Source organism: Reella acinonychis (genome assembly GCF_052828705.1).
Genome location: NZ_CM128256.1, coordinates 1,262,147 through 1,281,388 on the forward strand (window position 1 = coordinate 1,262,147; position 19,242 = coordinate 1,281,388).

A 19,242-nucleotide genomic window follows, 5' to 3' on the forward strand; every position below is an offset into this window, starting at 1 on the left:
AAGGAAACACCTTGGTATTCATGTTTTGATTTAATTGAGCTCACAATTTCTCTCCTTGCTAAATGGATAATTTCTCAACACGTTTACCGCCGTATAACCAGTTGACTAGCATACGGGTTCCAGTGATTGCTGTGAACATAGAAATTGCAACCCCTAATGAAAGTGTAATCGCAAAGCCTTTCACAGGACCAGTTCCTACCGCATAGAGTACAATTGAGGTGAGGATTGTTGTGAGGTTAGCATCAAAAATTGATGTCCAAGCACCATTATATCCTTCATGAATCGCTTGCTGTATTGGTCTTCCATTACGGATTTCTTCTTTTATACGTTCGAAGATCAATACGTTTGCATCGACGGACATACCCACAGAAAGAATAATCCCTGCAATACCTGGCATGGTTAAGGTTGCGCCTGGAAGAAGTGACATTAAACCTACTACCAAAATCATATTGACGCAAAGAGCAAGGCTTGCTACTAAACCAAATAATTTATAGAAAATTAAACAGAAGACAATAACGATAGCCAAGCCCCAAAGACCTGCTTTTAAGCCTTGTTCAACGTTTTGAGCCCCTAATGAAGGTCCAACAGTACGTTCTTCAACAATTTGAATAGGGGCAGTTAAAGCACCAGAACGTAATAAAACAGAAAGGTTTTGTGCTTCAGCTAGGCTATCAATACCTGTAATTTGGAATTTACTACCGAAGATCCCTTGAATTGTCGCCACATTCACGACTTCTTCATGTTTTTCTAAGATGACTTTACCATTTTCGTCTTTGTTACCATTGTCCTTATATTCTACATATAAGGTTGCCATTGGTTTTTTATAATTCAAACGAGTGATATCTGCCATAATGTTCCCCCCCTCGCTGTCAAGAGTAATACTCACTTGAGGGGTAGAAGTTTGTTGGTCAATACCCGCTGTTGCATTGGTAATATGTTCACCACCTAATTCGGTTTTACGATAAAGGGCAACAGGCTGACCGTTTCGGTTAAATTTAATTTCAGTATCTGATGGCACAACGCCGCGAGAGAGTGCTTCAGGGCTAACATTGCCATTTACAATGCGGAATTCTAAGGTTGCAGTTGCACCTAAGATTTCTTTTGCACGTGCGGTATCTTGAATACCTGGTAATTCAACAACAATACGTTCAGCACCTTGACGTTGAATAACAGCTTCTGCCACACCTAATTCTTCAACACGTTTACGTAAAATACTGAGGTTTTGCTCAATTGCATTATCACGAGAGGTGTTTAATCCTGCTTCAGAAAGGCTTAAAGAAATGGTGTTATCAGAGACTTTATTTATTTCTAATTCAGGATGTTGTTTACGTAAGAATTGTTGTGCTGCAAAGACTTTTTCAGGATTAATGATAGTCACAAGCGTACTGAAATTTTCCCCTGCTTTAATAGCAGAATATTGCAATTTTTCTTTGCGTAACTCAGTACGTAAACTATCTTGTAATTGCTCTTGGCGTTTGCCAAGCGCAGTATTCATATCTACTTCCATTAAGAAGCGAACACCACCACGCAAGTCTAAGCCCCATTTCATTGGATTACCACCAATATTTCTTAACCATTCAGGTGTTGATGGCGCAAGGTTTAGGGCAGTAGAGTAGCTATTTCCTAATTTTTCAGCAATTTTATCTTTAGCAAGTAATTGCGCTGTGGTGTCGTGGAAACGCGCTAAGATTGATCCATTTTCTAATAACAATGATTTTGGTTCAATTTGGTTGGCGTTAAGTAGATGTTGAATATCGTTTAATGTGGTTTCGTTGGCTTGTTGTCCGCGAACGCCAGAAATCTGTACCGCAGGATCTTCGCCATAAATATTTGGAAGCGCATATAAAGCACCAATGGCGATCACGAGGATCACCATTAGATTCTTCCATAAAGGAAAACGGTTTAACATAAGTTAATAACCTTCATTGGAATTAAAGAGATTTGATTGAACCTTTTGGCAATACTGCAACGATAAAGTTACGTTTGATTGTTACTTCGGTTGTTGGGTTTAATGCAATCACTACTTCATCATCTGCTAGTTTTGTGATTTTGCCGATTAAACCACCTGAAGTTAAAACTTCAGAGCCTTTGTTTAATGATTCCATTAACGCTTTGTGCTCTTTGTTACGTTTCGCTTGTGGGCGGTAAATCATAAAATAGAAGATTAAACCAAATGCGACAAGCATAATCACAGTTAACATTGGGCTGCCTTGTTGTGCGTCCATGATAATTTCCTTTTAGTTGATAAAGTTGATAAATAAAAATTGAGGTGGCTAAAATACCACAAAATCAAGGGAAAAGCTAAGGCTTTTGTAGCTTGATTTGCCATCCAAGTGCGGTTAATTTCTGACAAGAAATCCAGCGATAATCTTTCCTATCGCATAAAACTTTAAAATCTTGCACCGCACTTGTGTGGTTTAGGATGACACATAATATCGCTTTTGATTCCAATTGCTCCATTGCCTTTTGCACCATAAACAGTGGCAGAGGGCAATGGTATTGACGGAGATCTATCTGATATTCCATTAAATTTTACGACGATTTGCCATGATTTGACCCATAGTCGTTAATTCTTCCGCAGGGATATGTTGTTGACCTAAAGCGAACAAGGGTTCTTCTAAGGCAATATGTACATCATAACCTGAAATAAATTGAAGAATCAGTTCTGGCTCAATATGGCTGATTTCATCATCCAATAATTTTTGCAATTGAATGGAAAGATTATCCCAATTCTTGTGTAACACAATGTGTTGGCTTTCCAATTCATCAATATTTTTCTGTGCTTGAGGTGCATATTTCAATAGCGCAGGGAAAAAATCTTTTTCTTCATCATCATGATGCAGCGGAGCAGCCACATTAAAATAGGTCAGAATTTGCTGAACATCATTTTTTACAGCTTGATTAACACCATTTTTCTGTAAATATTCTGGCAAAATCGCTAATTGGCGACAGAAACTCTTTACTCGATTATGGCAAGCATAAAGCATATCAATCGGTTGCTCCCAGCTAGCAAATTGTTCAGGTGCTAAATTAATCATTGGCTAATTCCTGTTGTAATGGCGGAACCTCTTTGCCAATTTTGGCATAAAATTCTGTTACAAATTGTTCAAAACGATCTTGTTCAATCGCTGTACGAATTTGTTCCATTAAACGTTGGTAGTAACGCAAATTGTGAATGGTATTTAATCTTGCACCTAAAATTTCACCGCACTTATCTAAATGGTATAAATAAGCTTTGGTGTAATTTTTACAGGTATAACAATCACATTCCGGATCTAAGGCTGTGGTGTCATCTTTATATTTGGCATTGCGGATTTTTACAATGCCATCGCTGACAAATAGATGTCCATTACGTGCATTACGGGTTGGCATAACGCAATCGAACATATCAATGCCACGACGTACGCCTTCCACTAAATCTTCAGGCTTGCCCACGCCCATTAAATAGCGTGGTTTGTCTTGTGGTAATAATGGAGTAACAAATTCTAAAATACGGTGCATTTCTTCTTTAGGTTCGCCCACAGCTAAACCGCCGACAGCATAGCCATCAAAGCCAATATTGACCAAACCTTCTACCGAAATTTTGCGTAATTCTTCGTAAGTGCCGCCTTGTACGATACCAAATAGCGCATTTTGATTACCTAATTCATCAAAACGATTACGGCTACGCTGTGCCCAACGCAATGACATTTCCATTGAATTTTTAGCATAATCAAATGTAGCAGGATAAGGTGTACATTCGTCGAAAATCATCACAATATCGGAACCCAAATCATATTGAATTTCCATAGATTTTTCAGGCGATAGGAAAATACGTTCGCCATTAATTGGATTTTGGAAATGGACCCCTTCTTCTTTAATTTTACGTAGTTTACCTAAGCTGAATACCTGAAAGCCGCCAGAGTCCGTTAGAATTGGACGATGCCATTGCATAAAATCATGTAAATCCCCATGTTTACGCATCACTTCTTGCCCTGGGCGGAGCCATAAATGGAAAGTGTTACCCAATAGAATTTCTGCACCAGTGGCTCGTACTTCTTCAGGCGTCATGCCTTTTACAGTGCCATAAGTACCAACAGGCATAAAGGCGGGCGTTTGTACCGAAAATTCGCCTTGTGGGCGTTTAAAAATCATTTCTCCACGACGAGCTGTGCCACTCGTGGTTTTTAGGTTAAATTTCATGTATTTTCCTTTTGTCGAATAAACAGTTCAACGAAATTAATTTAAATTTTTACATATTATTTAGTGATGAACATCGCATCGCCATAACTGAAAAAACGATAGCGATTTTCCACCGCACTTTTATAAGCGTTCATCACATTTTCATAGCCAGCAAAGGCGGAAACTAACATAATCAACGTACTTTCAGGTAAGTGGAAGTTGGTGATTAAGCAATCAATAACGCGGAATTTTTTACCTGGATAAATAAAAATAGACGTGTCAGCAAAAAAAGGCGTAATTAATTCATTTGAGCCTTTTTCTTCTGCTGCTAAAGCTGCACTTTCGATAGAACGAACAGAAGTTGTGCCTACAGCAATAACACGCTTGTCTGCGGCTTTAGTTGCTAAAATCGCATCTACCACATCTTGACTCACTTCAACATATTCGGCGTGCATATGATGATCTTCAATTTTTTCCACTCGAACAGGTTGGAACGTGCCAGCGCCAACATGTAAGGTGACGAAAGCAAAATTTACTCCTTTATTTTTGAGCTTTTCTAATAGCGCATCATCAAAATGTAAACCAGCGGTTGGTGCAGCAACAGCGCCCGGTACTTTGTTATAAACGGTTTGATAGCGTTCTTGATCGCTGTCTTCATCTGGACGATCAATATAGGGAGGCAATGGCATATGCCCGATTTGCTGTAATAAATCTAAAAGTGCGGTGGATTTATCCACAATTTCCACTTCGAATAAGGCATCTTGTCGCCCTCGCATAATGGCTTTGATTCCTTTGCCTTCGCCTAATTTATCTTCGCCCAAATATAATTCACTATCCACTTTAGGCGCTTTGCTTGAGCGAATATGCGCGAGAAAGGTGCTTTCGGTTAATACGCGCTCTACCAACACTTCAATTTTTCCGCCACTGGCTTTACGACCAAACATACGCGCAGGAATCACTCGTGTGTTGTTAAAAATTAACAAGTCACCAGCGTCGATAAGATCAAGAATATCGGTAAAAGTGCGGTGAAAAAATTCACCGTTTTTGCCATCCAAATGTAGCAATCGGCTAGAACTACGCTCTGTTTTTGGGTAGCGAGCAATCAGTTCATCGGGTAAGTCAAAATAAAAATCAGAAACTAACATATGTATGAGAATTTTTTATCTAAAAAGTGCGGGTAAATTTACCCACTTTATGAAGTGGTGGTAGTCTATTGTGATTTTTGCCTAAGTACAAGTAAAACCTTTATTTTTGCCTCATTCTTAGTTAGAATCTCGCAGATCAGTTTCTTATTCAACGGAAAGTCGCATGGCTAAGCAAGCAACATTTTATCTTCTCTCTTCCACAGAATATCAAGGCGAACTTTCGCCTGATGAAGCGCTTGCTTGCGATTTGTCCGCTGAAATATGGCGAGCAGGCAAGCGAGTATTAATCGCTTGTGAAACAGAGCAACAAGCATTGCGTTTAGATGAAGCTTTGTGGCAGCGAGAACCCGAGCAATTTGTGCCACACAATCTTTCAGGTGAAGTGACAAATTATGCCACACCGATTGAAATTAGCTGGAAAGGCAAACGTAATGCACAGCGTCGAGATGTGCTCATTTTATTACAACGAGAATTGCCGGATTTTATTAATAGTTTTAACCAACTCATTGATTTTGTTCCCGCTGATGAACAACAAAAAGTATTGGCGCGAGAACGTTATAAACAACTCAGACAACAGGGTTGGCAATTATCGACAGAACAGAGTACGAAATAAGGATTTATATGAAATTAGCAGAAGCATTAATGGAACGTGCAGATGCACAACGTCGTTTAGCACAGCTTCAACAACGATTACAACAAAATGCGAAGCACCAAGAAGGCGAAACTCCTGCGGAAAATCCAATGGAATTATTGGCAGAATATCGACAAACTGCGGATAGTTTGGAAACTTTAGTGGTGAAAATTAACCAAGCAAATCAAACAATTAGCCTATCCAATGGTTTAACAATGTTACAAGCTTTGGCCAAACGTGATCGATTAAAAGAAGAACATTCAACCTTAATTCGTTTAGCTGAGTCAGCGTTACCAGAGCAAGATCGTTATAGTCGCAGTGAAATTAAAACCTTGGCTTCGGTGGACATTAAGGCTATTCGCAAGCAAGCGGATCAACTTGCGAAACAACACCGCGAGTTAGATGTTTTAGTGCAACAGGCTAACTGGCAATACGAGATCTAATCTGAATAAAGTGCGGTGAAATTTTAGGTATTTTTATTCAGAGGCGAACACAAAAAACACCATTACGAGAACGAAGAGCAGTTCATTTTTTTCTGAACAACTTTTGCTCCGTACAAGTGACATGGTACACATACTTTGTATTGTAACAACCCTGTGTTGATCTGAATAAAAATGGGTGGGAACGGGGATTTTATTTTTATTATGAGGACAAACTTATGAGTCAAATTACATTAGCAGGCAACCCAGTAGAAGTAGCGGGTAACTTCCCAAAAGCAAGTGAAACAGTTGCAAACTTTGTATTAGTGAATAATGAATTAGCGGATGTGGCATTAGCGGATTTTGCGGGTAAACGCAAAGTATTAAACATTTTCCCAAGTATTGATACAGGCATTTGCGCAGCTTCAGTTCGTATGTTTAATCAACAAGCCGCAAATTTAACCAATACCGTTGTGTTATGCATTTCTGCGGATTTACCATTTGCTCAAGCACGTTTCTGTGGTGCAGAAGGTATTGAAAACGCATTAACCTTATCTTCATTCCGCAACAAAGCAGTTCATGCACAATTAGGTGTGGATATGGTAACGGGCCCATTAACTGGATTAACTGCACGCGCAGTGATCGTGTTAGATGAAAATAATAACGTGCTACATAGCGAATTAGTGCCAGAAATTAAACAAGAACCAAACTACGAAGCCGCTTTAGCAGTATTGAAATAAGCTTAACTAAGTGATACAGGGGCAATTGCCCCTGATGTTGTTTAAATGATAGGTTATTCTGATTTAAACAAAGAATTTGCATTTAAGTTCTAAGGTCGATTTTTATCCTGAAATTAATAGAAATAGATGTCATGAGACACAACCTGTCGCACCAGTTGTTTATACTGACATTAGCATTATTTGAATAGCCATAATTTATAAACAACATTTAGGAGAATAACTATGTTAGGTGCAGCAATCGGCGATATTATCGGCTCTCGTTTTGAGTGGAATAACTACAAAGGCACAGATTTTGAACTCTTTACCCCTGCTAGCAAGTTTACTGATGATACGGTGTGTACCGTCGCTATTTCAGAATGGGCATTGAGTGGCTTTCAACTTGATTTGCCTGATACAGTACGGAAATGGGGCAACAAATACCGCAATGCGGGCTATGGTGGAATGTTTTGCCGTTGGCTAAACCCCCGTTTTGAACCACAACCTTATAATAGCTGGGGCAATGGTTCCGCGATGCGAGTTTCAGCGGTGGGCTGGTTGTGTGAGGATATGGAAAGCGTGTTGGAATACGCCAAACGCTCCGCAGACATTACCCACAACCACCCAGAAGGAATTAAAGGGGCACAAGCTGTTGCTTCCGCCATTTTCTTGGCTCGTAAAGGCGAAAACAAAGCGGCAATTAAGCAATTTATTGAGCTATTTGGCTATAATTTAAACAGTACTTGCGATGAAATTCGCCCAAATTACACCTTTGATGTGAGTTGTCAAGGCTCTGTGCCGCCTGCTATCATCGCGTTTTTGGAAAGCGAAAATTTTGAACAAGCGTTGAGATTATCGATTTCCTTAGGAGGTGATTCCGATACATTGGCAGCGATTACAGGATCCATTGCCGAAGCCTTTTACGGCGTGCCAGACTCTCTAAAACAACAAGTAAAAGCCTATTTGCCTGATGAAATGTTGAGTATTCTTGAGCGGATTTAGCTCGTTGGACTACTTTTAAAATTAACGCAAATGGCTACAAGAGGCAGATTTGAGAAATAAAGTGCAAAAATTTTCAACATTGTGATCCGTTGTCAGCGATGTAAATAGATAGCGCTCGTCTTTGACGAGTGCTGTAATTTTGACTAGAAAAGCACTCGTGTGGACACGAGCGCTAGCGGGGTGACAACTTGCAGAAGATGCAATAAATATTTGGGTTTACCCTACAATTTTAGATTTTGAAAATAAAGATCAAGAGAAAAACCAATGACAAAAACCTTTGAAATGGCTGACCGTTTTGATGCGTCAGCAGTAGAACAAGCCCTGTATAAACACTGGGAAGAGAGCGGTTATTTTAAACCGTCGGAAGATACCACTAAGCCAAGTTATTGCATTGCCATTCCGCCTCCGAATGTGACGGGTTCATTGCATATGGGGCATGCTTTCCAGCAGACTTTAATGGATACGCTGATCCGTTTTAACCGTATGGAAGGTAATAATACCTTGTGGCAGGCAGGGACTGACCACGCTGGGATTGCCACCCAAATGGTGGTGGAACGTAAAATTGCTGCGGAAGAAGGCAAAACTCGCCACGATTATGGGCGTGAAGCGTTCATCGAAAAAATTTGGGACTGGAAAGCTTATTCAGGCGGTACGATCAGCCAACAAATTCGCCGTTTGGGTAACTCAATTGACTGGGATCGTGAGCGTTTCACAATGGACGAAGGTTTGTCCAATGCGGTGAAAGAAGTGTTTGTACGTTTGCACGAAGAAGGCTTGATCTATCGTGGCAAACGCCTTGTGAACTGGGATCCAAAACTTCACACGGCGATCTCTGATTTGGAGGTGGAAAACAAAGAGAGCAAAGGTTCACTTTGGCACTTCCGCTATCCGTTGGCAAATGGCGCGAAAACCGCAGACGGCAAGGATTATTTAGTGGTGGCGACCACGCGTCCTGAAACAATGTTGGGCGATACGGCGGTGGCGGTTCATCCAGAAGATGAACGTTATCAATCACTTATCGGTAAAACCGTGGTGTTGCCGTTAGCCAATCGTGAAATTCCAATTATTGCCGATGATTATGTGGATCGTGAATTTGGTACGGGCGTGGTAAAAATTACCCCTGCCCACGATTTCAACGACTACGAAGTGGGCAAACGCCATAGCTTGCCAATGGTCAATGTGATGACACTGAACGCCGATATTCGTGCGGAAGCGGAAATCGTCGGTTCAGACGGTAAAATTCTTGAGAATTACACCGCACTTATTCCAGCGGATTATCAAGGCTTAGAGCGTTTTGCGGCGCGTAAGAAAATTGTGGCGGATTTTGAAGCCCTTGGCTTGTTAGAGGAAATCAAACCGCACGATTTGAAAGTGCCTTATGGCGACCGTGGTGGCGTGCCAATTGAGCCAATGCTTACTGACCAATGGTATGTGAGCGTGAAACCGCTGGCGGAAGTGGCGGTGAAAGCGGTGGAAGATGGCGAAATTCAATTCGTGCCGAAACAGTATGAAAATCTCTACTTCTCTTGGATGCGTGATATTCAAGACTGGTGTATTTCTCGCCAACTTTGGTGGGGGCACCGCATTCCTGCGTGGTATGACGAGCAAGGCAATGTGTATGTGGCGCGTGATGAAGCGGAAGTGCGTGCGAAACACAACTTGCCTGCGGATTTAGTGTTAAAACAAGATGAAGACGTGTTGGATACTTGGTTCTCATCAGGCTTGTGGACGTTCTCCACTCTTGGCTGGCCGGAGCAAACCAAGGATCTAAAAATGTTCCACCCAACGGATGTGTTGATCACGGGCTTTGACATCATTTTCTTCTGGGTTGCGCGTATGATTATGTTTACGATGCACTTCATCAAAGACGAAAATGGCAAGCCGCAAGTGCCGTTCAAAACTGTGTATGTCACGGGGCTAATTCGTGATGAAAACGGGCAGAAAATGTCCAAATCGAAAGGTAACGTGTTGGATCCGATCGATATGATCGACGGCATCAGCCTTGAAGATCTGCTTGAAAAACGCACGGGCAATATGATGCAGCCGCAATTAGCGGAAAAAATCGCCAAAGCCACACGCAAAGAATTTGCAGACGGCATTTCTGCTCACGGTACGGACGCATTGCGTTTCACGTTGGCTGCGTTGGCGAGCAACGGTCGTGACATCAACTGGGATATGAAACGTTTGGAAGGTTACCGCAATTTCTGCAACAAATTGTGGAACGCTAGCCGTTTTACCCTGATGAATATCAACAACTTAGAATTAGGCGAAGGCGAAAAAGCGTTCAGCTTGGCGGATCGTTGGATCCAAGCAGAATTTAACAACGCCGTGCAAACCTTCCGTACCGCCCTTTCGCAATACCGTTTCGACTTGGCAGCGAACACCCTTTACGAATTCACGTGGAACCAATTCTGCGACTGGTATTTGGAACTTACCAAACCAGTCTTCGCCAACGGTTCGGATGCACAAAAACGCGGTGCGTGCTTTACGCTGGTGAACGTGTTGGAAAAATTATTGCGTTTAGCTCACCCAGTGATCCCGTTCATCACCGAAGAAATTTGGCAGAAAGTGAAAGGCTTTGCAGGCGTGGAAGGCGACACCATTATGTTGCAACCATTCCCGAAATTTGACGCAAGCCTTGTGGACGATGAAGCGGTGGCACAAATCGAATGGTTGAAAGAAATCATCGTCGCCGTGCGTAACATTCGTGCCGAAAGCAACATCGCTCCAAGCAAACCGCTAGATTTACTCGTTCGCAACATCACCGACGCAGATCGTAAAATCTTGGCAGAAAACCACCGCTTGTTGCAGGCAATGGCGAAACTCGACAGTGTGAACGCACTCGACGCTGGCGCCACCGCCCCACTTTCCGTAGCGAAATTAGTGGGTAACGCCGAAGTGCTTGTGCCAATGGCAGGTTTCATCAACAAAGACGCAGAACTGGCTCGTTTGAATAAAGAGATTGAAAAATACCAAGGCGAAATCCAACGTATTGAAAACAAACTCGCCAACGAAGCCTTTGTCGCCAAAGCCCCACCAGCAGTCATCGACAAAGAACGCGCCAAAATGGCGGAATACGCTGAAGGCTTGGAAAAACTGCAACAGCAGTATCAAGCGATTGAAGCGTTGTAATTATTAAATAAGATAGAGGCAGCTCATTTAGAATGGACTGTCTTTCTTTAATCGGAGAGTAAAGATTATGATTAGAAAAATTTTCCTACTTTTTTCTGTATTTTTGAGTTTAGTGCTAAGTGCCTGTTCTACAACAAATGGAATCTCAAAATATGGAAAACCAAATCTTCAAGAGAAAGGGGTTCTTCTCCTAGCAGTGACTGATCGAGCTCTTTTTACTGCGACAGGAATCTCTTTTACTATAGAAGATATAAATAATAAAAAGACTGTTTTAGTTGTAAATGATTGGGATGAACTCTTTTCATTAAAGAAAAGAGGAGTGCGAAAATTCTTTCGTGCATTTGAATTACCTGAAGGAAATTATAAATTCACTTCTTGGGAATTTATTCGTACGCAAGGGAAGCCTGCCGAAAAGCCAAAAGAGCCGTTTGAGTTTAGTATTAAGCAAGGTGAAGTAGTCTATATCGGTAATTTTGATGCTGTTCGCATATTAGGTAATGGGAGATTTAAAAATAACTATGAGGAAGATAGTAAGGCATTCCAATCACTTTACTCTTGGTTAGAGCAGATAAACATCAAAAAGGAATTACTAAAACCTTCTGAATGGCTTTTACCAGACGGAAAAAAATTTGAAGAGTTTGAAAAAGAAGCCAAACAGCCAAAGGCTATTTCAAATTAGTCGTCCATAGTATTGAAAAGGCTTATCTTTTGATCTGCCCCAAAAAAGTTAGACTGATTTAATTGAAGGACTGAGTTCTGTATTGTACGGGATTTAGTCCTTTTAATTTCACTTGAATACGCTCATTGTTGTAGTAATGCACGTATTCGTGAATAGTACGCTCTAGTTCAGCAAAACACTCAAACTTTTTGTTTTTAAATCCCTACTTTATTCATGTCTTTACATTTATTAACAAAAATCTGTTCGTTAATTGATCTTTATTTGTATTATAATTAAGCAGAAATATGATCGATAAAGGAGATTTTCCATGAATAAAATTTTCAAATCAAAATGGTGTGTAGCAACACAAACTTATGTGGCTTGTTCTGAATTAGCTAAACGAGCTGGAAAAGTTTCAGCGGGAGCTGTGTTACTTACTGCAAGTGTCATTAGTTCTGTTAGTGCAGCACCGAGTAATCCTGAGTCAATTACTACTGATACAACATTAGTTGGTGGCGTGAGAGATCTTTCAGTTAATGGCGGTTCTGCAATTAGTATCGGTAATGCAGCAACCGCAACATTGAATGATCCTCTTACTTTAAACTTACAAACTGGAAATGAATCAGAACCAAGAGGTTTTGATATTACTAATGGTAATTTAATTGCAAACGGCAAAGTTTCCATCAATTACCAACCAGTCGGAACAAATCTTCATAATCGCCCAAAAGGTATCATTGTTAGATCTAAGTCAGATACACAAATCAAAGATTTATTAGTCAATGCTGTTTTGGCGAGTGAGACTGAAGCATATTCAGTACCCGCAGATTCTAATGCAGGATATGGCGTTGCCGTTGGCTATAATTATGCTGGAGGTAGTAGTGCGGATAAATCCTTATTAACCGTAGAAAATGCGGAAATCAATGTCACTAATACGCCTAATACTAAATACTCAAGAAGAACTGTAGGTAGTGGCTGGGTTTCAGCAACGGCTATTTTCGGTCATCAATTATCAGGCTTAAAAATTTATAGAACTGATGGTGCTATACCTGAGTTTACCTCAAATGGTAAGGTTAATATTAATGTGACGGATAGCAGTGTAGCTAAAGCGGGTGATTATTTAGTTGGTCTGTATATTTCAGGCCATGGTTCGAAAGCAACATTTAATGGCGATACAGAAATTAAGGTGTCAGCGAATGGTATTAACTCGGCGGGTATTAAAATTGGTAAACCTTTTGATGGTGGCACTGTTGTTGGTGAGAAAGGTTCTTCAGTAATTGCTAATGGCAAATTAGTGGTGGATACCACGGAGACAAAAGATTCTGCTGCTATTCGTTTATTTGGTAACTCTTCTCAATTGAAAGTAACCGGGGAGAAAACGGAAGAACAATCTTTAATTCATTCAGGCAACTCTGCGATTGTTTTTGATACGCAAGATTATCAATTACAAGCGGAAACTATTTTGGGAGAAATTAAAGCCTCCCGTAATGAGAATGGCATTGATCAATCTGTTATTTTGAATAATACAAAACTGCAAACAAATTCAGAGAATGCTAGTTTAGTTAAAGTCAAAGCGGAACAAGTGAGAGATGAAAGTTTTGGGTATGCCTCTAAATTTTCATCGCAGCTAAATTCAGGCTCTTTTAATGTTCAAAATGCGACATTTACCTTAACAGGTGATAAATCCTTAGCAACTGCCGCAGATAAAGGTTGGTTAATTGAAGTGCAAGGACAAAAAGATAATTCTTCTAGCCTAACTGCTAACATTGAAAAGAAAGCAAAAGTTGTGGGATTAGTGCATAAAGAATTATCGTCTTCTTTAATTATGAATGTGGATGACGCCACTTGGGAATTAAAGAAAAAAGGCGATAACATTAGTACTGCAAATAGTGTAAATCTAAATAATGGCGGTGTATTAGATGCGTCTAAAATGTCTTCTTTAACACAAGCAGAGCTAGATGATAGCGTTGCTGCTGCACAAGATGCATTAAATAAAGCTAATAATATGGAAAGAGCTTGGTATGAGTCTGTAGAGAAATTTAATGTTAGAAAACAAAAAACAATAGAGACCGCTACTGCAAATTTAGTGGCTGCTCAAGATTTAGCAGCAAAAGGTCCTCTAAATCGTGCTGAATATACAGTCCGTTTAACTAGTGATGGTACAAATACAGATGGTATTTTGAAAAACGGTGGGGTGATTACCTTAGCGAATGATAGATACAATGATGTGTTAACCCTTGAAGGCAATTATGCAGGTGCTGCTGGTGCAACCTTAAAAGTGAATACGGAATGGAATTCGCCAGGCGGTGAGAATGGTGAAAATTCTAAATCGGATTTATTTGAAATTAAAGGGGCTGCTTCTGGAAGAACTAATGTTGTTACGGTTAAAGCTGACGGTAGTGCAGAAAACGTAATTGATGGCTCTATTGGTTCTATTGCAGCAGATTTACATAAAAACAGTGAAGTTGTTGTTCGTGTACATGATCTTAGTGCAGGTAATAACCATGCCTTTGAAGGAACAGCACAAACAACGGGTGCTGGAGAATTACAGTTAGCAGAACGAACTGTGGAAAAAGACGGCAAAATGGTACGTGAGTATTATTGGACCATTACTGCGGTAAATCCTATTCCGCCTGAGCCAGAACCTGAACCGCAGCCAGATGCTAAACCTGAGCCGAAGCCAGAACCTGAGCCAACGCCTAAACCAGGGATGAAGCCAGAACCTAAACCTGAGCCGAAACCACAACCGAAACCAACCCCTATTTATGCGCAATCTGTTTCAGGTTATGTACAAATGCCTCGCGTAAACTTAGAACAGGGTTATGCTTCGATTGCAACATTGCATACGCGTCGTGGTGAAAATCAGACATTAGCTTGGGATGATTGCAGCCGTTGTGGAAGTGATGTAAAAGGACAAAGTTGGGCAAGAGTTTTTGGTTCGCACTTAGAAGCTGATGGAAAAGTGCGGTTAAATTTTGATACAAATTTATTTGGTGTTCAACTTGGGCATGATTTTGCTGTACAACGTACTGCAGAGAACGGTCATCGTTTAACTGGTGTTTACGCAACATATACACAAGCGAAAACGAACTTCTTTGATGATGAAAGAAGAGTGAATGCAAAACTTGTTGATGATAAATTTACTGGTTCAGGTAAATCTAAATCTTGGAGCTTTGGTTTGACTCATACTCGTTATGCAGCAAATGGCAGTTATGTTGATTTAGTTGGTCAAGTTTCATTTATCAATAATAAATATACTTCTCGAAATAACGTTAGTGCGAAAAATAAAGGTATGAGCTACTTACTTTCTGCTGAAGTTGGTCGCCCTTATGCATTAGGTGAAAGAGGTAAAACAGAAGGCGGCTGGTTAATTGAGCCACAAGCACAATTAATTGCACAATATCTTGATTTAAAACGCTTTACTGATGAACAAGGTAAAAAAGTTGATCAAGGCGATACATTTGGCTTGAGAGGTCGCGCTGGAGTTCGTTTAGCATACAACGCACCAACAGAAGATAATAGAACGAAAACATTCTATGTAACAGCAAATATATTGCATGATTTCACTAATATGAAGTCTGTTCAAATCGGACAAGATAAGTTACGTGAAAAATATGCAAAAACTTGGTGGGATGCAGGTGTTGGAGTGCAATATCCAGTTGCTCAAAAAGCTTACGTTTATTTAGATGCTCACTATGAAGGTAGTTTCTCTAAACATCAAAGACGTGATGGATATCGTGGTTCTTTAGGTATTAAATATAACTGGTAATTTGATGAGGTAAAGGGAGGTTTTATCTTCCCTTTATCAAATAAGGAAAGAAATATGAAAAATGTAAAATTAACCTTATTATCTTGTGCATTGTTAAGCTTAACGGCTTGTTCACAATTAAAAGATGTAGAGCATAGCTGGTGTCCTCCAGTACAGACTGAAGAAGTGAATTTATCCGCAGATGCATTATTCCGCTTTGATAAATCAGATGTAAAAGATTTATTACCAAAAGGAAAAGTAGAATTAGATCAATTAGCAGATAAATTAACCTCAGGCTATGCGAAAGTAGAGAATATTCACTTAGTTGGTCATACAGATCGTTTAGGTAGTGAAAAATATAACTATGAGTTGGGGTTAAAACGAGCAAATACAGTAAAACAGTATTTAGCAGATAAACAAATAGCTGTGCCAATGAGCGTTGAAAGTGCAGGTGAAACAATGCCTTTAACTAAGGATTGCGTTGGCGAAAAAGCCACAAAAGCATTAACAGCTTGTTTACAACCAGATAGACGTGTAGCAGTCAAAATTCATGGCATTAAAAAACAATAATAGCTATTAGAAATAATTAAAATTAAAGCCTTTCGATAAATAACGAAAGGCTTTATTTATACTGTGAGGTTAATTAATACTACTAAATTCATTGCTGTATGGGCGTGCAATTTACCGAACAATATCTCGCGCGGACCTACGGTTTTGAACAAGGTGATATTGTACTCTCATCTGAAAGTGCGGTGCAAAAGTCCGCACAATTTAACGAACCCCAACTACCACCCAATATTGCAGACGGTATCGTAGAACAGCTTGAGTTAGAAGGCGAACCCTATGTGGAAAATTGGATGCAAGCTATCCAAGATAGACTTCAGCAAGCAGATAGTTTGGAGGATTTTCGCCATCAACTGGATAGCCTGATCCCTGAACTCAGCTTCGTGGAATACGCAGAAGTGTTAGCGTGGGCATCAACCGTCGCAGAGTTAGCAGGTCGATATGCGGTGATTGAGGAGCAAAAATGACATTTCAATTCCAAGAGCAAGCGCGTTATTTTGCCAAGAAAATAAACCTGCCAACAGAAAGCTACCTCGATATTCAAGGCGAAGAGCATGATTATTTTTTCGTGGTCGCAGGTGCAAATCGTAATGAAATCGTGGACGCTTTTAGGCAGGCTGTTGATAACGCCATAGAACAAGGCGCCACTTTGTCACAATTTCGCAAAGACTTTGACGAGATTGTGGACAACACAGGTTGGCAATACAAAGGCGGACGTAATTGGCGCACACGTATTATTTACGACACCAATGTTTATGGGGCATACAACCGCGGTCGCCTCAAACAGCATTTAGAACTAGCTGATGTGCTACCTTATTGGGAATATCAACACAATGACAATGCCCATCCTCGCCAAGCACACGTTGATTTAGATGGCACCATTCGTCCTGCGAGCGATCCATTTTGGAAATATTACTACCCAATCAAAGCTTATGGCTGCCATTGCACCGTCATTGCCCATGATGAAGCAGATTTAAAAAACATGGGCAAAACTGTCAGTCCTCCAGTGGAAATTGAATATCAAGAAAAATGGGTAGGCGTACGTGCTGGCAATCCACGTATAGTGAATTTGCCGAAAGGTTATGATGTGGGGTTTGTACCCCATGATTTTGACAGACTCACTGCTGGGCGAAATGCGGAAATTGACAAGGTACTCTTTCAAAAACTCGCTAATTCTACACCGCAGTTCGCCAGTCTATTGATTAAAGATGTGATGATAAAATATCCTGCAACTGTGGCGATGTTAAACCAATCAATGTCGGCAATGGTGCAGCGCGTCAGCTTTGAAAAAGTTGCACGTGGCGAGATGAAATACGTCGGCGTACTACCTGAAAAAGTCATCGAAAAATTAACTGCACTTGATAAATCGCCGCAAAGTGCGGTTATTGCAGTACGAGATAAAGATGTATTGCATGGATTGCGAGAGCTTAAACAAAACGAAAGCATTGCGTTACCATTAGAATTTTGGCAACAGTTGCCTGAGAAATTGCGTCAGCCAAAAGCGATTTTATTACAACCGAAAGAGGGTTTTGAAAATCCAGCAAAAAACCTTGATACCTTACTCTTTGTTTATGAAACCGACAAAGGAAAAGTGGCAATCAAAATGGACTATGAAGTCAGATTGAAAGACAAACTAAGCGGTAAAAAGCAAATGGCTAAAATTAATATGGTGACGACTGGGAGTATATTTAAGGATAAAACCGCATTATACGACTTTGAGTTATTATGGGGGAATTTAGATTAACTCACAGGTTTGCCTGATTCGAACAGGATAATACCCCTTTTACAGCGTAACCTTTCCAGTAGGAAACCCCCTGTGAGTAAGTTAAATATACGCCCAAACGATTTTTTAATCAACAATAAGCGTTTGTTTATACATAATTAAGTCATTAATTCAAGCTACGGAGATCATCAACTATGATCAAAATTACACTCAAAGACAGCCAAGCCCAAGCTCAGCTTGAGCGTATAGCATTGCAACTCAAACACCCTCGAAAGCTCTACGGTGTGCTCGGTGAAACCTTAAAGAAAATCCACACTGAACGCTTTAAGTTAGAAGTTGATCCTGATGGCAAAAAATGGCAGCCACTTGCGCCGAAAACATTGGTTGCCAAAGCAAAACGCGGTAAAAGCCGTAAGATTTTGCGCCAAGATGGTAATCTTGCTGATCGGCTGGCTTATAATTTTGATGATCGCGGTGTAGAGTTTGGTTCGGAAATGCCATACGCACGACTGCACCAATTTGGTGGTAAAGCAGGACAAGGACATAAAGTAACTATTCCTGCACGTCCTTGGCTTGGCATTAATCAACAAGATGGCGAGAAATTATTACAAAAAGCCACCGAACTTTTGCAACGACAAATTAATCAACTTGTGCGCTAATGAATAATTATTAAAATAACGCCACAATCGCTCTCAGTGGAGTTATGTTGTAATTTATCATCTAAAAAAATTTAAACGCCATTTAATCCATTTTAACGCCATTTTAACGCTATCCCACTTTCCACTTTAACTGGAATTTTAAAAAGCAGTAAAGAAACAGACTAATCTTTAAAGTGCTTTAAAATTATTCTCATCATTTTTTCGCTACGCTAAACTTTATTAAAGCGAATTGCTTATAGGAGTAAGCGTGGAACTGATCGAAATTTTCCGAGCAGGCGAATTCACCTCTGATACAGCAGATATTTTCGGTATCTTCGATACAGGTAACCGTTCATCTAATTACCCAACGGTCACTCATATTAGCAATTTTGAGGTGGCATCACGCACAGGTGATATTATCGACGAAAGTATTCGTCAAGCCGAATTGCAATACATTGATAAACCGATTGATGATGCCTTAATTGATAGTTTTATCGAAACCTTGGATACCTTCCTGCGTTCGCAAAAATCGTTGGTGGGTTATAGTGTCGGACTTGACCATGAATATGATCTCGTCAATGCCTTTAGTGAGGGACAAATCCCATTGGTTTATGACTACACTCCAAAAATCCCTGGGGAGCGCATTACCAATAAATCGGTGATGACCCGTAAATATCTGGTCAATTTGGTATCACAAAAATAGGAGTG

The 19,242-nt window shown here is 40.3% G+C and carries 16 protein-coding genes and 3 pseudogenes; 12 read left to right on the plus strand and 7 right to left on the minus strand.

Annotation, left to right across the window (positions count from 1 at the left end; all coding sequences use genetic code 11):
• Positions 1–58: 58 nt before the first annotated feature.
• The 6 genes from secD to queA form a co-directional block, all read right to left on the minus strand.
• Positions 59–1,909: a protein translocase subunit SecD gene (gene secD, locus ACUXZ4_RS06355; protein ID WP_464972386.1), complete on the minus strand. Its 1,851-nt coding sequence runs from the start codon at positions 1,907–1,909 to the stop codon at positions 59–61.
• A 22-nt stretch (positions 1,910–1,931) separates the two neighbouring features.
• Positions 1,932–2,225, minus strand: coding sequence for a preprotein translocase subunit YajC (yajC, locus tag ACUXZ4_RS06360; protein ID WP_464972387.1), 294 nt, complete (start codon positions 2,223–2,225; stop codon positions 1,932–1,934).
• Between the two features lie 76 nt (positions 2,226–2,301).
• Complete coding sequence (locus tag ACUXZ4_RS06365) at positions 2,302–2,526, minus strand: sulfurtransferase TusA family protein (RefSeq protein WP_464972388.1); 225 nt, start codon at positions 2,524–2,526, stop codon at positions 2,302–2,304.
• Positions 2,526–3,038 (minus strand): hemerythrin domain-containing protein, encoded by a 513-nt coding sequence (locus ACUXZ4_RS06370; RefSeq protein ID WP_464972389.1) that lies wholly within the window; start codon positions 3,036–3,038, stop codon positions 2,526–2,528. Before ACUXZ4_RS06370 ends, ACUXZ4_RS06365 begins: the two co-directional genes overlap by 1 nt.
• A complete protein-coding gene (gene tgt, locus ACUXZ4_RS06375) occupies positions 3,031–4,182 on the minus strand; it encodes a tRNA guanosine(34) transglycosylase Tgt (RefSeq protein WP_464972390.1) in 1,152 nt (383 codons plus the stop codon). Before tgt ends, ACUXZ4_RS06370 begins: the two co-directional genes overlap by 8 nt.
• A 56-nt stretch (positions 4,183–4,238) precedes the next feature.
• Complete coding sequence (gene queA / locus ACUXZ4_RS06380) at positions 4,239–5,306, minus strand: tRNA preQ1(34) S-adenosylmethionine ribosyltransferase-isomerase QueA (RefSeq protein WP_464972391.1); 1,068 nt, start codon at positions 5,304–5,306, stop codon at positions 4,239–4,241.
• A 163-nt stretch (positions 5,307–5,469) separates the two neighbouring features.
• Here queA and ACUXZ4_RS06385 point away from each other — a divergent pair, with 163 nt between their 5' ends.
• The 6 genes from ACUXZ4_RS06385 (at position 5,470) to ACUXZ4_RS06410 (ending at position 11,885) form a co-directional block, all read left to right on the plus strand.
• Positions 5,470–5,919 carry a DNA polymerase III subunit chi gene (locus tag ACUXZ4_RS06385; RefSeq protein WP_464972392.1) on the plus strand — a complete coding sequence of 150 codons (450 nt, stop codon included), beginning with the start codon at positions 5,470–5,472 and terminating at the stop codon, positions 5,917–5,919.
• Between the two features lie 8 nt (positions 5,920–5,927).
• The gene (locus ACUXZ4_RS06390; protein WP_464972393.1) at positions 5,928–6,380 is read left to right on the plus strand and encodes a DIP1984 family protein; all 453 of its coding nucleotides are present in this window, start codon (positions 5,928–5,930) and stop codon (positions 6,378–6,380) included.
• Positions 6,381–6,595: 215 nt separating this feature from the next.
• Positions 6,596–7,096 (plus strand): thiol peroxidase, encoded by a 501-nt coding sequence (gene tpx, locus ACUXZ4_RS06395; RefSeq protein WP_464972394.1) that lies wholly within the window; start codon positions 6,596–6,598, stop codon positions 7,094–7,096.
• 222 nt (positions 7,097–7,318) lie between these two features.
• The gene (locus ACUXZ4_RS06400) at positions 7,319–8,074 is read left to right on the plus strand and encodes an ADP-ribosylglycohydrolase family protein (RefSeq protein ID WP_464972395.1); all 756 of its coding nucleotides are present in this window, start codon (positions 7,319–7,321) and stop codon (positions 8,072–8,074) included.
• Between the two features lie 264 nt (positions 8,075–8,338).
• The gene (locus ACUXZ4_RS06405) at positions 8,339–11,206 is read left to right on the plus strand and encodes a valine--tRNA ligase (RefSeq protein WP_464972396.1); all 2,868 of its coding nucleotides are present in this window, start codon (positions 8,339–8,341) and stop codon (positions 11,204–11,206) included.
• A gap of 67 nt (positions 11,207–11,273) precedes the next feature.
• Complete coding sequence (locus ACUXZ4_RS06410; RefSeq protein WP_464972397.1) at positions 11,274–11,885, plus strand: hypothetical protein; 612 nt, start codon at positions 11,274–11,276, stop codon at positions 11,883–11,885.
• Positions 11,886–11,943: 58 nt separating this feature from the next.
• Here the strand turns inward: ACUXZ4_RS06410 and ACUXZ4_RS06415 are convergent.
• A pseudogene (locus ACUXZ4_RS06415) lies at positions 11,944–12,075 on the minus strand (IS3 family transposase); the annotation flags it as partial.
• A gap of 117 nt (positions 12,076–12,192) precedes the next feature.
• On the opposite strand from ACUXZ4_RS06415, the gene ACUXZ4_RS06420 reads away from it, so the two are divergent.
• From ACUXZ4_RS06420 to ACUXZ4_RS06445, 6 genes and pseudogenes are all read left to right on the plus strand, one after another.
• Positions 12,193–15,630, plus strand: a complete 3,438-nt coding sequence (locus ACUXZ4_RS06420) for an autotransporter outer membrane beta-barrel domain-containing protein (protein ID WP_464972398.1) — start codon at positions 12,193–12,195, stop codon at positions 15,628–15,630.
• A 54-nt stretch (positions 15,631–15,684) separates the two neighbouring features.
• Positions 15,685–16,179, plus strand: a complete 495-nt coding sequence (locus tag ACUXZ4_RS06425; RefSeq protein WP_464972399.1) for an OmpA family protein — start codon at positions 15,685–15,687, stop codon at positions 16,177–16,179.
• A 98-nt stretch (positions 16,180–16,277) separates the two neighbouring features.
• Positions 16,278–16,640 (plus strand): annotated as a pseudogene (locus ACUXZ4_RS06430) (DUF935 domain-containing protein); the annotation flags it as partial.
• A complete protein-coding gene (locus ACUXZ4_RS06435; protein WP_464972400.1) occupies positions 16,637–17,917 on the plus strand; it encodes a phage head morphogenesis protein in 1,281 nt (426 codons plus the stop codon). The pseudogene ACUXZ4_RS06430 and the gene ACUXZ4_RS06435, both read left to right, overlap by 4 nt.
• Before the next feature lie 173 nt (positions 17,918–18,090).
• On the plus strand, positions 18,091–18,555 hold the full coding sequence (locus ACUXZ4_RS06440) for a phage virion morphogenesis protein (RefSeq protein ID WP_464972401.1): 465 nt from the start codon (positions 18,091–18,093) through the stop codon (positions 18,553–18,555).
• A gap of 322 nt (positions 18,556–18,877) precedes the next feature.
• A pseudogene (locus ACUXZ4_RS06445) lies at positions 18,878–19,237 on the plus strand (phage tail sheath family protein); the annotation flags it as partial.
• Between the last annotated feature and the right edge of the window lie 5 nt (positions 19,238–19,242).

Bases quoted from the DNA above. Each gene is read 5' to 3' on its own strand.
- secD (WP_464972386.1), bottom strand. From the start codon at position 1,909: ATGTTAAACCGTTTTCCTTTATGGAAGAATCTAATGGTGATCCTCGTG.
- yajC (WP_464972387.1), bottom strand. From the start codon at position 2,225: ATGGACGCACAACAAGGCAGCCCAATGTTAACTGTGATTATGCTTGTC.
- ACUXZ4_RS06365 (WP_464972388.1), bottom strand. From the start codon at position 2,526: ATGGAATATCAGATAGATCTCCGTCAATACCATTGCCCTCTGCCACTG.
- ACUXZ4_RS06370 (WP_464972389.1), bottom strand. From the start codon at position 3,038: ATGATTAATTTAGCACCTGAACAATTTGCTAGCTGGGAGCAACCGATT.
- tgt (WP_464972390.1), bottom strand. From the start codon at position 4,182: ATGAAATTTAACCTAAAAACCACGAGTGGCACAGCTCGTCGTGGAGAA.
- queA (WP_464972391.1), bottom strand. From the start codon at position 5,306: ATGTTAGTTTCTGATTTTTATTTTGACTTACCCGATGAACTGATTGCT.
- ACUXZ4_RS06385 (WP_464972392.1), top strand. From the start codon at position 5,470: ATGGCTAAGCAAGCAACATTTTATCTTCTCTCTTCCACAGAATATCAA.
- ACUXZ4_RS06390 (WP_464972393.1), top strand. From the start codon at position 5,928: ATGAAATTAGCAGAAGCATTAATGGAACGTGCAGATGCACAACGTCGT.
- tpx (WP_464972394.1), top strand. From the start codon at position 6,596: ATGAGTCAAATTACATTAGCAGGCAACCCAGTAGAAGTAGCGGGTAAC.
- ACUXZ4_RS06400 (WP_464972395.1), top strand. From the start codon at position 7,319: ATGTTAGGTGCAGCAATCGGCGATATTATCGGCTCTCGTTTTGAGTGG.
- ACUXZ4_RS06405 (WP_464972396.1), top strand. From the start codon at position 8,339: ATGACAAAAACCTTTGAAATGGCTGACCGTTTTGATGCGTCAGCAGTA.
- ACUXZ4_RS06410 (WP_464972397.1), top strand. From the start codon at position 11,274: ATGATTAGAAAAATTTTCCTACTTTTTTCTGTATTTTTGAGTTTAGTG.
- ACUXZ4_RS06420 (WP_464972398.1), top strand. From the start codon at position 12,193: ATGAATAAAATTTTCAAATCAAAATGGTGTGTAGCAACACAAACTTAT.
- ACUXZ4_RS06425 (WP_464972399.1), top strand. From the start codon at position 15,685: ATGAAAAATGTAAAATTAACCTTATTATCTTGTGCATTGTTAAGCTTA.
- ACUXZ4_RS06435 (WP_464972400.1), top strand. From the start codon at position 16,637: ATGACATTTCAATTCCAAGAGCAAGCGCGTTATTTTGCCAAGAAAATA.
- ACUXZ4_RS06440 (WP_464972401.1), top strand. From the start codon at position 18,091: ATGATCAAAATTACACTCAAAGACAGCCAAGCCCAAGCTCAGCTTGAG.